Source organism: Streptomyces sp. S186 (assembly GCF_051603415.1).
Taxonomy (GTDB): domain Bacteria; phylum Actinomycetota; class Actinomycetes; order Streptomycetales; family Streptomycetaceae; genus Streptomyces.
Genome location: NZ_CP193932.1, coordinates 6890839 through 6904698, shown reverse-complemented (window position 1 = coordinate 6904698; position 13860 = coordinate 6890839). Strand labels below are relative to the sequence as shown.

The 13860-nt window shown below is 72.9% G+C and carries 12 protein-coding genes; 5 read left to right on the top strand and 7 right to left on the bottom strand.

Features of this window, described 5'->3' with window-relative positions; all coding sequences use genetic code 11:
- Positions 1–9: 9 nt before the first annotated feature.
- The 4 genes from mppJ to ACRAS8_RS29840 form a co-directional block, all read right to left on the bottom strand.
- Positions 10–1023 (bottom strand): phenylpyruvate C(3)-methyltransferase, encoded by a 1014-nt coding sequence (gene mppJ, locus ACRAS8_RS29855; protein WP_438489085.1) that lies wholly within the window; start codon positions 1021–1023, stop codon positions 10–12.
- A gap of 203 nt (positions 1024–1226) precedes the next feature.
- A complete protein-coding gene (locus tag ACRAS8_RS29850; protein WP_438489084.1) occupies positions 1227–2759 on the bottom strand; it encodes an ArnT family glycosyltransferase in 1533 nt (510 codons plus the stop codon).
- Between the two features lie 53 nt (positions 2760–2812).
- Positions 2813–4318, bottom strand: coding sequence for a glycosyltransferase family 39 protein (locus tag ACRAS8_RS29845; RefSeq protein WP_438489083.1), 1506 nt, complete (start codon positions 4316–4318; stop codon positions 2813–2815).
- Positions 4319–4503: 185 nt separating this feature from the next.
- A complete protein-coding gene (locus ACRAS8_RS29840) occupies positions 4504–5679 on the bottom strand; it encodes a glycosyltransferase (protein WP_438489082.1) in 1176 nt (391 codons plus the stop codon).
- Positions 5680–6014: 335 nt separating this feature from the next.
- Between ACRAS8_RS29840 and dhaK the strand changes: the two genes are divergently transcribed.
- The 3 genes from dhaK (at position 6015) to dhaM (ending at position 8131) form a co-directional block, all read left to right on the top strand.
- Entirely contained in the window at positions 6015–7007 is a 993-nt protein-coding gene (gene dhaK, locus ACRAS8_RS29835) for a dihydroxyacetone kinase subunit DhaK (RefSeq protein WP_438489081.1), read from the top strand.
- A gap of 147 nt (positions 7008–7154) precedes the next feature.
- Positions 7155–7721 (top strand): dihydroxyacetone kinase subunit DhaL, encoded by a 567-nt coding sequence (gene dhaL, locus ACRAS8_RS29830; protein WP_438490637.1) that lies wholly within the window; start codon positions 7155–7157, stop codon positions 7719–7721.
- A complete protein-coding gene (gene dhaM / locus ACRAS8_RS29825; RefSeq protein WP_438489080.1) occupies positions 7718–8131 on the top strand; it encodes a dihydroxyacetone kinase phosphoryl donor subunit DhaM in 414 nt (137 codons plus the stop codon). The genes dhaL and dhaM overlap by 4 nt, the downstream gene beginning before the upstream one ends.
- 27 nt (positions 8132–8158) lie before the next feature.
- Here dhaM and ACRAS8_RS29820 read toward each other — a convergent pair whose 3' ends face one another.
- Positions 8159–8977, bottom strand: coding sequence for an SAM-dependent methyltransferase (locus tag ACRAS8_RS29820; RefSeq protein WP_438489079.1), 819 nt, complete (start codon positions 8975–8977; stop codon positions 8159–8161).
- 438 nt (positions 8978–9415) lie between these two features.
- Between ACRAS8_RS29820 and ACRAS8_RS29815 the strand changes: the two genes are divergently transcribed.
- Together ACRAS8_RS29815 and ACRAS8_RS29810 are read left to right on the top strand one after the other, a co-directional pair.
- Positions 9416–10045 carry an RNA polymerase sigma factor gene (locus tag ACRAS8_RS29815; RefSeq protein WP_438489078.1) on the top strand — a complete coding sequence of 210 codons (630 nt, stop codon included), beginning with the start codon at positions 9416–9418 and terminating at the stop codon, positions 10043–10045.
- Entirely contained in the window at positions 10015–10806 is a 792-nt protein-coding gene (locus ACRAS8_RS29810; protein ID WP_438489077.1) for a hypothetical protein, read from the top strand. Before ACRAS8_RS29815 ends, ACRAS8_RS29810 begins: the two co-directional genes overlap by 31 nt.
- Before the next feature lie 16 nt (positions 10807–10822).
- Here the strand turns inward: ACRAS8_RS29810 and amaB are convergent, their stop codons facing one another.
- Together amaB and hglS are read right to left on the bottom strand one after the other, a co-directional pair.
- Positions 10823–12397 (bottom strand): L-piperidine-6-carboxylate dehydrogenase, encoded by a 1575-nt coding sequence (gene amaB, locus ACRAS8_RS29805; protein ID WP_438489076.1) that lies wholly within the window; start codon positions 12395–12397, stop codon positions 10823–10825.
- 34 nt (positions 12398–12431) lie between these two features.
- The gene (hglS, locus tag ACRAS8_RS29800; RefSeq protein WP_438489075.1) at positions 12432–13841 is read right to left on the bottom strand and encodes a 2-oxoadipate dioxygenase/decarboxylase; all 1410 of its coding nucleotides are present in this window, start codon (positions 13839–13841) and stop codon (positions 12432–12434) included.
- Positions 13842–13860: the final 19 nt, after the last annotated feature.

Sequence of the window (13860 nt, the reverse complement as noted above, 5' to 3'; positions counted from 1 at the left end):
CCTGCGCGGTTATTCGAGTTCGAAGACCACGGAGACCGACAGTGAATCGATGGCATGCTTCTTCACACACCGCCAGCCGCCCTCTTCGAATACCCCGTCCCATTCGTCGAGGGTCGGCAGATAGACGCCCATCATGTCGTGTCCGAACTCGAATCCCAGGGTGAATACGGGGAGTTCGGTATCCGGAATGCCGACGGTGCGGGTCGCGTCACCGAGCAGGAAGCGGCGGACATTCGGGAAGGATTCCCGCAGATTCCGCAGGATCCGCACGCAGTTCTCCCGGGGCCAGAAGTCGTGCCCCATCATGAAGCAGGTGAGCAGATCCACCTTGGCGAATTCCTCGGGCGCCTCGACCTGGTCGATGGTGCGGGCGTCGCCGCGTACGAAGGAGATCCGGTCGCCGAATCCCTTGGCGGCCACCTCCTGCTTCGCCATCTCGATGGCGCCGTCGGCGATGTCGATGCCCAGGCCGCGCGCGCCGGGGAACCGCCGGGCGAGCTGGATCAGCCGCTCGCCGCTGCCGGAGCCCAGGTCGGCGACGGTGGAGGGCTCGTAGCCCAGGCCGTCGACGGCCGACCAGAACGCCGGGTCGAAGTAGCGCTCGCTGATCTCGCGGCAGGCGTAGCTGATCGCCGCCGCGTCCCGCTGGTAGAAGTCGCCGACGCGGTTGGCGTTCGGCAGCACCTGCGGCATACGGCGGAAGAGTTCGCCGCTGCCCTGGTTGAGCCAGTGGAACAGCGAACGGTGGTGGTCGGCCTCGGTGAAGTACGGCCCGGGAAGGACCGTCTCACCGTCCCGCCGCACGATTCCCACGCTCGCCAGGGCGGTGAACATGCCGACCACCGCCGGCCGGTGCAGATCATGTCGCACGGCGAAATCGGAAACATCCAGCTTGCCGTTCTCCCGCAGCTCGTCAAGAGCTCCGAGCTCCCACGCGGCGCCTATGGCCGATGAGGCCAGCGTCGAGTTGAAGATGTCGGCCACGGCGCGCCGCGCCTGCGCCTCGGAAACCTCGGTACTCATATCACGCCTCCACCCCAAAGGGGTCCGTCCGCAATTCGATTGGGCGTACGCATTCCAGCGATTTCCAGTCTCGGGTGAACTTCCCGGTCAAGCCACGACTTTTACCGTGCAGCGAAGCAGGTCGCCCCGCGGCCCGGTCCCGGGGAAACCCCGCACCGGGCCGCGAGCCAGGGACCGTCACAGACAGGCGGTACAGACAGGCGTCACAGATAAGCGTTGTAGTGCCGGTAGCCGGGCCACTGCGCGGACCAGGGCTGCTTCAGCCCGCGGCAGACCGTGATCGGCACACCCTGCTCGGGGTTGTCGATGCCCAGCCCGTTGTCGAGGTGGCCGGCGACGGCGCACGAGCGGAAGCCCGCGGCGAGCCGGGCAGGGTCGATGCCGACCGCGATCACGACGTCGGCGCGCTCCGGCGGCGGACCCCACTTGTGCAGCTCGTTGTGGCCGCTGTAGACGGGCGGCAGCCCGTGCCCGTACACGTCCAGGGCCCCCGCCTCGCCGAAGTTGTCGGTCAGCAGCACCGCCCGGTCGCGCTCGGCGACCGGCAGTGCCCGGTAGGCCGCCTCGGTCTGCTGGACCATACGGGGCCAACCCACGGTCTCCAGCGGCATGCTGGCGATCTGGAAGTCGCGCAGCGCGCTCTTGGGGATCACCGGCAGCGACAGCAGCATCTGCGCCGCGGCGCTGAGCGCCAGGCAGAACGCGAGCACCGACAGCCGTATTTTGCGCCGGCCGGCCCACCGGTCGGCGGCCACACACCCGGCGGCCAGCAGCGCGATCAGCAGTCCGCCGGTGTAGTCCGGCCGGCCGCCCTCGATCAGATACGACGCCGCGGTGGCCGCCAAGTAGCCGACCCCCAGGGCCCGTACGGGCTTCCACTCGGGAACCCGGAACAGCTTCCACAGCCCGATCAGGCAGAGCACGAACAGCGCAGGACCGAAGAGCAGCACGAGGTTGGTGGCGAACATGGCGCGGTTGGCCTCGCCGTCGGTACCCGCCAGCCCCTCCGCCATCTGCAGCTGCGGGAAGTCATGGGTGGCCTGGTAGACCAGGTTCGGCGCCCCGATCACCAGCGCCAGTCCGATGCCCGCGTACAGCCGCCACTCCCGGAACACCTTCCGCGGCCCCACCAGCGCCAGCCCCACCAGCAGCGCGACCGCCAGCAGCAGCACGATGTACTTGGCGTACAGCCCCACGCCGACCACCACACCGGCCCACAGCCACCACTTCCCCTCGCCGCGCAGCAGCGCCCGCACCGCGAGGAGCAGCACCGCGGCCCAGGCCACGGTGTCGAAGCTGGTGGTGAGGATCCAGTGGCCGAAGCTGAGCACCATGGTCGAGGTGGCCACCCCGAACGCGGTCAGTGTCTGCGCCCGCCGGGAGCCGCCCAGTTCGGCGGCGATCAGCGCGCCGAGCACGGTGACGACCACGGCACACAGCACCGCGGGCACCCGGATCGCCCACATGCTGTCGCCGAAGACCGCCGACGCCGCCCGTACCACCATCGGCAGCAGCGGCGGCTGGTCCACGTACCCCCAGGCGAAGCCGTGCTTCCCGAGCAGCCGGAAGTACAACTCATCGGCGTGGTAGCCGTATTCACTCGCGAACGCGAACAGCAGCACGGCCAGCGCGGCCGCCACTACGGCGATCGGCCGCCAGGCCACCGGCGCCGCCCGCAGCGCCGGTGTATCCGCCGCTCCCGCCTTGCTCTCCCTGTCCAGGGACGTCGTCGTCATCACGCCTCATCTCCCGCCGAGTCTTCGCTTCTCCCCCGGTCCCGCCGGGCAGTTCAACCGCTCAGGTAGTGGTAGGCGGGCCACAGCCGGGCCCATGGGGCCCTGCGGCCCTGGCAGACCGTCACCGGTTTGCCCTGTTCGGCGTTGTCCACGCCGACGCCGTTGTCCAGATGGCCGACGGCGGTGCAGCTGCGGAAGTCGGCCGCCAGCCGTGGTCGTTCGACGCCCACCGCGACCACGACGTCGGCCCACTCCGGCGGCGGACCCCACTTGTGCAGTTCGTTGTGACCGCTGTAGACGGGCGGCAGTCCGCGCCCGTACCGGTCCAGGGCCCCGCTCTCACCGAGGTTGCCGGCCAGCACCACGGCCCGTTTCCGCTGCTCGGGCGGGAGTGCCCGATACGCGGTGCGCACCTGGTCGGCCAGGCGGGGCCAGCCCACGCTCTCCAGGGAGATGTTGTTCAGCGGGACGAACGGGGAGTTCTGCGGCAGCACCGGCAGCGCCATCAGCACCTGCAGCACCGCACTGACCGCCAGCCCGCCGCCCAGCAGCACCTGCCGGAACCGCCGTTGCCCCAGCCACCGGTCGACGGCGACCGCCCCCGCCGCGAACAGCGCGATCAGGAACCCACCCACGTAGTCGGGCCGCCCCCCGCCGTAGATGGTCAGCGCCACCGCCACGCCGAACGCCGGTGCCAGCGCCCGCACCGGGCGCCAGGCCGGCTCGCGCAGCAGCCGCACCAGCCCGGCCACCCACACCACCGTCGGCACCGGCCCGAACAGGATCACCAGGCTCGGCACGAAGATGACGCGGTTCATCGGCCCGTCGGTGACGCCCAGCGCGTCGGCCATCTGCAACTGCGGGAAGTCATGGGTGACTTGGTAGATCAGGTTCGGCGACCCGATCACCAGTGCCAGCGCGATGCCCGCGTAAAGCCACCGGTCCCGGAACACCTTCCGCGGTCCCACCAGCGCCAGGCCCACCAAGAGCCCCACCGGCAGCAGCGCCACGATGTACTTGGCGTACAGCGCCAGGCCCAGTACGGCCCCCGCCCCCACCCACCACCGGCCCTGGCCGCGCAGCAGCGCCCGTACGACGCACAGCAGCAGCGCGGACCAGGCGAGCAGGTCCAGGGTGGTGGTCACCATGATGTGGCCCACGCTGAGCACCAGGAACGAGCTGCCCAGGCCCAGCGCGGCCAGAGTCTGCGCCCGCCGGGAGCCGCCCAGTTCGGCGGCGGTCAGCGTCCCGAGCAGCACCACGGCGCCGGCACACAGCGCCGCCGGCACCCGGATCGCCCACACCGAGTCGCCCAGCACCTGGGTCGTGGCGTGCACCAGTGCCGGCACCAGCGGCGGCTGGTCGGTGTATCCCCAGGCCCAGCCGCGCTCGCCCAGCAGCCGGAAGTACAGCTCGTCCACGTTGTAGCCGTACCGGCCGGCCAGGGCGAGCAGCAGCACGACGACGGCGCCGGCGACCGTGCCGGCCATCCGCCAGGCCGGCCGCACCCGCGGTCCGGCAACCGGCGTGTCCCGCACCTCCACAGCGACCGCCCCCACGTCCACCGCCCCATTCGCCGTCGAAAACCACGTCGTACGTCACGTCGTACGTCACGTCGTCGGTCACGGCGCCGTCCGCTCCGGACGGCGCGATCATCGACTGGAGTCTCCTGTCGGCCGGGGCGGACCGCCACGAGTTTGCGTTGTCAGCTAAGCAGCGCGCCCGCCTGGCGCGCGGGCGTCCCTCAGGCGGTGCGCTCCTCCCCCGCACCGCGCACCGCCGCGGCCCGTCGGCGCTGCCTGCGCCGGTAGACCAACGTGTCCACGAGCAGGAACCGCACCACGAACACCACCACCAGGCTCAGCACGGTCGCCGGCACCGGCCCGATCCCGGCCCGCTCCACGAACAGCACCATCAACGGGATCCGGGCCGGCAGATCGAGGTTGCTGAGCGCCGCGAACCCCGCCAGCCGGCCGGCCCAGTGCCCCCGTTTCACGCTGCGGTAGACCAGGAAGTCCAGCAGGGCGAAGTTCCAGACCACCCCGAGCTGGTTGGCGAGCACCTCGGCCACCGCGTAGTGCAGCGGTGTGAGGCCGGTCAGCGCCCCCAGCGCCAGCAGGTTCGGTACGAACCCGGAGACGCCGATCAGCCCGAACGCCACCATCCGCGCCCGCTTGTCGCTGCTGCGCAGCTCCGCGAGGTGCCGCAGGAACCGCAGCCCCTCCCGCACCGTCGACTTGGACTCGCCCGCGAACCGCTCCCCGAACTCGTAGGGCACCTCGGCCACCCCGCGCGGCCGGCAGCGCACCGCCAGCTCCAGCAGGATCTTGTACCCCAGCGGCCGCAGCCCGCCCTCCTGGCGTGCCTCGCCCTCCCGCCCGGCGCGCTCGACCGCCTCCCGCCGGATGGCGAAGAACCCGCTCATCGGGTCGGAGACCCCGCGCAGCAGCCTCGGGAACAGCGCCTTGGTCAGCGTCGTCGACGCCCCCGACACCGCCATCCGGTACCCGCCGGCCAGCCCGCTGCGGCTGCCGCCCTCCGCGTACCTGCTGGCGACCACCAGTTCGGCCCCGGTCCGCTCGCCGGCCCGCACCAACTCCGGCATCAGGTGCGGCGGATGCTGCAGATCCGCGTCCATCACCACGATCCACGGCTTGCTGGTCCGCGCGATCCCGGCCACCACCGCTCCACCGAGCCCGCCCTCGGGCACCTCCCGATGCAGCACCGCCACCGGGATCGCCACCCGTCCGGCCGCCTTCTCGATCACTTCCGGCGTGTTGTCCGTCGAGTCGTCGACGAACAGCACCTCGACGTCCCACCCCGCCGGCACCGCCGCGCTCACCACGTCCAGCAACTCATCGATGTTCCCTGCCTCGTTGAACGTCGGAACGATCAGCGACACGGCCGGCGGGGCTGCCATGGCTCCTCCTGAGGGGTCAGCAACTGTCACCACAGCGGCCACCAGATCCCAGGACAGCCCGGAACTCACCATGTTTTACGGAGAAGTCAAACTGACCGACCGGCCGTTCGACGCAGCTCAGCGGTCGCGTGCCGGGCGTGGCGCCGCACGCCGGCCACCGGTTGCTCCGTTCGGGTGGCCGGGGCATCCGACGTCCGTCACGGCGGAGAAACCTCGTGGACGACGGTGCGCCGGACACCTCGGGGCCCGATACTTGATCCGCACTTGATCCGCCGAGGCGTGCCCGGAAAGACTCGGATCATGACCCTGCTCGCTGCGCTCCCTGGGAGGTACCCGTGAGGATGCTGATCAACGTCCCCGAGACCGTGGTGGCGGACGCCCTGCGGGGGTTCGCCGCGGCGCACCCGGAGCTGGTCGTGGACGTGGAGCACCGGGTGATCGTGCGGCGGGACGCGCCGGTGGCGGAGAAGGTGGCTCTGGTCTCCGGCGGGGGAAGCGGGCACGAGCCGTTGCACGGCGGGTTCGTGGGGCCGGGGATGCTGGACGCGGCGTGCCCGGGAGAGGTGTTCACCTCGCCGGTTCCGGATCAGATGGTGCGGGCCGCGGCGGCGGTGGACAGCGGGCGCGGGGTGCTGTTCGTGGTGAAGAACTACACCGGCGACGTGCTGAACTTCCGGATGGCGGCGGAACTGGCGGAGGACGAGGGGGTGCAGGTCGCCACGGTGCTGGTGGACGACGATGTCGCGGTGCGCGACTCGACGTTCACGGCGGGGCGGCGCGGTACGGGGGCGACGCTGTTCGTGGAGAAGATCGCGGGGGCGGCGGCCGAGGAGGGGATGCCGCTGGAGCGGGTCGAGACGCTGGCCCGGCAGGTCGTGGCGTCGTCCCGGAGCTTCGGCGTGGCGCTGAGCGCCTGTTCGACGCCGGCCAAGGGCGGTCCGACCTTCGAACTCCCCGAGGGTGAGCTGGAGTTGGGGGTTGGGATCCACGGCGAGCCGGGGCGGGAGCGGCGGGCCATGATGACCGCACACGAGATCGCGGACGCCGCGGTGGACGCGGTGCTGGCCGACCTCCCGCCCCGGCTGCCGGTGCTGGTGCTGGTGAACGGCATGGGGGCGACACCGCTGCTGGAGCTGTACGGCTTCGCCGCGGAGGTCCACCGGGTGCTCGACGAGCGCGGGGTGGCCGTCGCCCGTACGTTGGTGGGGAACTACGTCACGTCGCTGGACATGGCCGGCTGTTCGGTGACGTTGTGTCAGGTCGACGAGGAACTGCTGCGGTTGTGGGACGCACCGGTGGCGACGGCCGGACTGCGGTGGGGGCGATAACGGGCGGCCGACGGGTGCTGCCGTGACGTGCACGGTGTTGACTGGCGAGACGTTGTTGACTGGCGCAGACGTTGTTGACTGTCGGTTGTGCAGAGGGGTGATGGTGTGGTGGACGTGACGCTGGACGGTGCGTTCTTCGTACGGTGGATGACCGCGGCCGCAGGTCTGGTCGAGCGGGAGGCCGGGCGGCTCACGGAGCTGGACTCGGCCATCGGCGACGCCGATCACGGGACCAATATGCAGCGGGGCTTCGCGGCCGTGGTGAAGGCGCTGGAGAGCGAGCCGCCCGCCGCGCCGGGCGCGGTGCTGCTGACCGCGGGGCGGCAGCTGATCTCGACGGTGGGCGGCGCGGCCGGGCCGCTGTACGGGACGCTGCTGCGGCGGGCCGGCAAGCGCCTGGGCGAGGCACCCCGGGTGACGGTGGCGGAGCTGCAGGCGGGGCTGCGGGCCGGGCTGGAGTCGGTGCGGGAGCTCGGAGGTGCCGCACCCGGCGACAAGACCATGGTGGATGCCCTGGTGCCGGCCGTGGACGCGCTGGGGACCTCGCCGGACGCGGCCGCCGCGGCGGCCGACGAGGGGGCCCGGGCGACGGTGCCGATGCTCGCGCGCAAGGGCCGGGCCAGCTATCTCGGGGAACGGAGCATCGGGCATCAGGACCCCGGGGCGACGTCCACCGCGCTGCTGTTCGCGGCGCTGGCGGAGGTGGCGCGATGAGCGGCGCGCGGCCGGTGGTGGGCGTCGTGCTGGTCTCGCACAGCAAGGCGGTCGCGGAGGCGGTCGCGGAGCTGGCGGCCGGGCTGGCCGGGGACGGCCCGCGGGTGCCGGTGGCCGCCGCGGGCGGGACCCCGGACGGCGGGCTGGGGACGAGCGCCGAGCTGATCGCGTCCGCGGCGCGGGAGGTGGACCGCGGCGCGGGGGTGGCGCTGCTGGTCGATCTCGGCAGCGCGGTGCTGACGGTGAAGGCGCTGATCGCCGAGGGCGACGAACTCCCGCCGGACGCCCGGCTGGTGGACGCGCCGTTCGTCGAGGGGGCGGTGGCCGCCGTGGTCAGCGCGTCGGCCGGGGCGGATCTGGCGGCGGTGGTGGCAGCGGCCGAGGAGGCGTACGGCTACCGGAAGCGGTGAGCGCCGGGCCGCCGCGCGGACGCCGGGTCAGGGTTTGCGGGCGACGGCGGCGTAGCCGGCGGCCTCGCCGTCGGTGACGTGGGTGGCGTCCTCGGGGCGGTCGGGGCGCCACTGGTGGGAGAGGGTGACGCCGGGGTCGAGGAGTTCCCAGCCGTCGAAGAAGCGCACGAACTCCTCGCGGGTGCGGAACTGCAGCTCGGTGCCCGCCTCGCGGTAGATCCCGAGGATCCGGTGCATGGTGTCGGGGCTGTGGTCGGAGGTGGCGTGGGTCATCGCCAGCGTACTGCCGCTGGGCAGGGCGGACTTGAGCGCCTCCACGACGGTGTGCGCGCGGTCCCGGCCGTCATCGGTGACGAAGTGCATCAGGGCGTTCAGGCTCAGGGCGACCGGCCGGGTCAGGTCGAGGGTGGCGCGCAGCTGCGGGGCGGTCAGGATGCTCGCGGGGTCGGTGACGTCGGCCGGTACGTACGCGGTGCGGCCCTCGGGGGTGCCGCGCAGCAGGGCGGCGGCGTGGGCGAGCACGATGGGGTCGTTGTCGGTGTAGACGACGCGGGCGTCGGGGGCGGTGCGCTGGGCGATCTCGTGGAGGTTGGGCGGGGTGGGGATGCCGGTGCCGATGTCCAGGAACTGGCGCAGGCCCGAGGCGGCGAGGTGCCGGGTGGCGCGGTGCATGAACTCGCGGTTGATGCGGGCGGCCACCAGCGCGGCGGGGAAGACGCCCAGGACCCGGCCGGCGGCCATCCGGTCGGCCAGGAAGTTGGTCTTGCCGCCCAGCATGTAGTCGTAGATCCGGGCCGAGTGGGCCCGGTCCAGTTGCAGGTCCACCACGGGCTCGTGGTCGTTCATCGCGTGCTGCCTCCCGTCGCCGTACGGGTCGCCGGAAGGCCCGTACGGGTCGCCGGAAGGCGCTCCCCTGGGAGCGGCGACCGCCGTGGTGAGCACTTCCCGGCGGGGGCGCGTTCATGCGCCACGGCGAGGGCGTGCGCGGGGCGCCTGGCGGCGTGCGCCGGGGGTGCCGTGGTCGCGCGGCGGGCATCGGCGTCCGCTTTTGATCGTTCTCGATCACGAGTAGTCAGATGACTGCGGAGCGCAAGATTATTTGTCGCCCGGTGCCACAAAACCGCGAGGTTTCCTGTTGATTGGAAGGTGAGGGCAAACCGCCCTCCCGGTGCGGCCGCCGTCCTCGGTGGGCGCCGCGGCGGTGCACGGCGAACGGAACGAGGGCGGCGCGTGAGCACACACCGGAACCGACTTCTGCCGGCCCTGGGGTCGAACCGTGCCGCCATGGCCGAGCCGGCCGTGCCACAGGAGTCGAGCCGGCGGCTGACGCTCGCCTTCGAGGCGTTCCTGTCGACCCACGCCCGCAAGTGGCTGGCCTACGCCTATCTGCACACCGGCAGCGAGGACGCGGCCCGCGCGGTGACCCGGGCGGCGTACGAGCGGCTCGGCCGGGTGTGGCCGCACGCACTGCGGCAGGCGTCGGTCGAGGCGTACGCCTGGGCACTGCTCAAGGAGCAGGTCATGGAGTGGCTCTACGACCACCGGCAGTCGACTGCGCTCACCGAGACCGCCGCCTTCGCCGTCGTCACCCATGCCCTGCTGCGCGAGTGCCAGCAGCAGTTCGCCATGCTGGAGAGCCAGTTGGGGCTCTATGCGGCGATCTCCCGGCTGCCGGAGCGGCAGTGCGACGTGATCGTGCTCCGGCACGTCATCGGCTACGGCGACGCGCAGATCGCCGCGCTGCTCGGGGTGGACGAGGTCACCGTGCGTTCGTACGCGAGCCGGGGCCGGCGGAAGCTGGCCGTCGCGCTCGGCATCGATCAGGGAGAGGGCCGGTCCGGTGGATCAGGGCCGGACCGGCCGGAAACCAGCGGGAGTCGGACATGGGGGAAGACATGGGGGAACGGGAGATGACGAGGGCTCATCAGGGTCCCGGCGAGCGGCGGGAGACCGTCGAGTCGCTGCTCAGCGCGGCCGCGGCGGTGGCCGGGATCGGCGGACTGGCGGACTTCGGGGCGCTGGACGAGGCGGGGGCGCTGGACGGGCTGGGCTGTCTGACGCCGGCGGCGGAGTGGCCAGCGACGTCGCCGCCCGCGGTGGTGCCGCCGCCGGCCAGGCCGGGCCGGGCCGCCCCCAGCGCGTATCCCACCGCGCGCGACGAGGCCACCCATGAGCTGCAACTGGCGTGTGCGCTGGTGATCAACGCCGCGGCGGCCGCGGCGAGTCTGGAGCGGCTGGTGGACGACCACCACATCGACCCGGAGGGGGCGCTGGTCTTCGGGTGCCTGCTGCACCTCACCGGGCGGTCGGCGGCGGCGCGGTTCTGGTGGCTCTTCGGCGCCGGCGCGGGCAGCCGGACCGCCGCCTACTGCCTGTATCTGGCGCACCGCCGGGACGGCGAGTTCCGCGACGCCGCCTACTGGCGCGGACAGGCCGCCCACGCGCCCGACGAGGAACCGCGGGCGGTGGCGGCCTTCGACGACAAGCAGCTGCTGCCGGACGAGGCCCGGCACAACCTCCTCGTCCAGTGGCACAGCGGGCTGGCGCCGACGCTGCCGGCCGCACTGGAGAACGTCATCAACCGGCTGGTGGTGGAGGGCGACGACGAGGACTTCGGAGCCATCCCCCGGCCGTCGCCGACGCTGGTGGCAGACCTGGGCCGGGCCCTCAACTGACGCCGGCGGGCGCGGTTCAGAGGAAGTCGACGCCCTGGGCGAGCGGCAGGTCGGCGGAGTAGTTGACGGTGTTGGTGGCCCGGCGCATATAGGAGCGCCAGGCGTCGGAGCCGGACTCCCGGCCGCCGCCGGTCTCCTTCTCGCCGCCGAACGCACCGCCGATCTCCGCGCCCGAGGTGCCGAGGTTGACGTTGGCGATGCCGCAGTCGGAGCCGTCGGCGGCCAGGAAGGCTTCGGCCTCGCGCTGGTCGCGGGTGAAGATGCTGGAGGACAGGCCCTGCGGCACGCCGTTCTGCAGGGCGATGGCCTCCTCCAGGGTGCGGTAGGTCAGGACGTAGAGGATCGGGGCGAAGGTCTCGGTGCGGACGATCCCGGTCTGCCCGGGCATCCGGACGAGGGCGGGGCGGACGTAGGCGGCGTCGGGGGCCTCGTCGGCGAAGCGGCGGTCGCCGCCGGTGAGCACGGTGCCGCCGTCGCGCCGCGCGGCGGCCAGCGCCTCGGCCATCGCGGTGTACGCGGCGGGATTGATCAGCGGTCCGACGAGGGTGCCGGGCCGGTAGGGATCGCCGAGCGGGAGCCGCTCGTAGGCGTGCGCGACGCGGTCGACGAGGCGGTCGGCGAGGTCCTCGTGGACGATCAGCCGGCGCAGGGTGGTGCAGCGCTGGCCGGCGGTGCCGGCGGCCGCGAAGACCACGCCGCGGACGGTGAGTTCGAGGTCGGCGGAGGGGGCGACCACGGCGGCGTTGTTGCCGCCGAGTTCCAGCAGGCAGCGGCCGAAGCGGGCGGCGACCCGCGGCGCCACCTGGCGCCCCATCCGCACCGAGCCGGTCGCGCTGAGCAGGGCCACCCGGGGGTCGTCGGCGAGCAGTTCGCCGTGGCGCGGGCCGCCGAGCAGCAGGTGGTGGACGCCGGGCGGGGCGCCGGTGTCGGCGGCGGCGCGGGCGAGCAGAGCGGTGCAGGCGAGGGCGGTGAGCGGGGTCAGTTCGGAGGGCTTCCAGACCACCGGGTCGCCGCAGACCAGAGCGAGGGCGGTGTTCCAGGACCACACGGCTACGGGGAAGTTGAAGGCGGAAATCACTCCGGCGACGCCGAGCGGGTGCCAGCTCTCGGAGAGCCGGTGGCCGGGGCGTTCGCCGGCGATGGTGCGGCCGTAGAGCTGGCGGGAGAGGCCGACCGCGAAGTCGCAGATGTCGATCATCTCCCGGACCTCGCCGAGCGCCTCGGAGCGGATCTTGCCGGCTTCGAGGGTGACGAGATCGGCCAGGTCCTCCTGGTGGGCGGTGAGGAGTTCGCCGAGGCGTTTGACCAGGGCGCCGCGGACCGGGGCGGGGACGGTGCGCCAGGTGAGGAAGGTGCGTTGGGCGTCGGCGAGGGCGGCCTCGGCCTGGTCGGGGGTGGTGGCGGGCAGATGGGCGAGGACGGCGCCGGTGAGCGGGGTGCGGGCGGCCACCGTGGCGCCGTCCCCGGGGACGGCGTCCGGGTACGCGTCGAGCCCGGCGGCGCCGCAGCGGCGCAGCGCGGTGGTGGCCCGGGCCCGCAGGGCGTCGGTGCCGGGAAGGCCGAGGGTGGCGGGTTGTGCGCTGACGGACATCGACGACAACTCCCTTGCAGTTCACGGTAGGTGACTAGGCGTTGGGCGGTACGGGCGTGTCCAGGGCGGCCAGGGCTTGGCGCAGCGAGCGCTCCTGCTGTTCGCCATAGAGCGCGAACGGGTCGAGCACCGGGCGGTCGAGGGCCGCGGAGAGGCGGTCGGCGTCGAAGGGGGTGCCGTCGCGGTGCGGGTCGCGGGTGCCGTCGCCGGTGAGGTTGGAGTGGAAGATGCCGGCGGCGGAGCGGGGCAGGAAGTCCTCGTAGACGAGGGGACGGGCGGTGAGCCAGCCGTCGGCGAGCAGGGCGGGGAGACCGGCGGACGGGCGGCGGCCGTCGCGAGGGCGGTCGGTCACCGGCCGGTAGGCGAAGAACGCCAGCCGCTCGGCGGCGAGTTCGGCCTCGGTGCGGGGGAAACCGTCGTTCCATACGGCGCGGGCGGTGGCCTGCCGGTCGGTGTCGGGGTGCTCGGCGGTCCGGCGGTCGGTCTCGGCCATGAGGGCGTCGTAGCGGGCCCGGCCGGTGCGGGTCAGGGCGATGCCGCGGGCCTCGACCTCGCCGAAGCGGACGCGCAGCGCGCCGCGGGTGAGCCGGCCGCCGGCGTCGCGGAAGGTGCGGGGTTCGGCCAGGGCGCGGAAGGAGGTCTGGCGCAGCAGGACGTCGGGGCCGGCCCAGCGCGGCGGCCCCTGGATGCGGTCGATCATGGTGATGCCGCGCTCACCCATCCGCCGGTAGAGGGCGTCGATGTCCAGGACGCGCGGGGTGAGGTGGTTGACGTGGGTGGTGGTGACGCCGCCGATGTCGGCGGCGACCGCGGAGATCCGTTCCAGTTCGGCGTACCAGGCGCGGTCGACGGGCTCGGCGGAGAGGGTGAACGCGCCGACGGCGAGGGTCAGGAAGCGTTCCGCGGCGGGTTCGTCCAGGCCCTGTTCGCGTTCGGCGCGCTCGGCGAGGCCGAGGAGTTCGGGCGGGAAGAGGCGGCGCCGGGCGAGGAAGGCGGTCAGGCGGGCCTCCAGGTCCGGGTCGAAGAAGCGGCGGTCGCCGGTGGTGAGGAGCGAGGTGAAGACCCGGAAGGGGTTGCGGTCGAGTTCGGCGGGGTCGGTGGGGCGGAAGGCGGTGGAGACGACGGGGACCGCGCCGACGGCGCCGTCCCGGAGGTCGTAGAAACCGACCGGGTGCATGCCGAGGGCGGCGAAGATCTGGGCGGCCTGGCGGAGTTCACCGGGGGTGCCGACGCGGATGGCGCCGTGGCGTTCCGCGGTGACCCGTTCGAGGCTGCCGAGCCGGCCGGCGTCGGGATCCCGGCCCGCGACCTCGTCGTTGATCTGCCCGGCGACCTCCAGGAGGGTGGTGTAGGCGGGGACTTCGGTGCCGTACATGGCGGAGAGCCGGCGGGCGAACGCGGCGCGCAGCCGCCAGGTGGGGATCGTGGCCGGGGGATGTGCCATGAGGTCTCCTCTGCGGGGC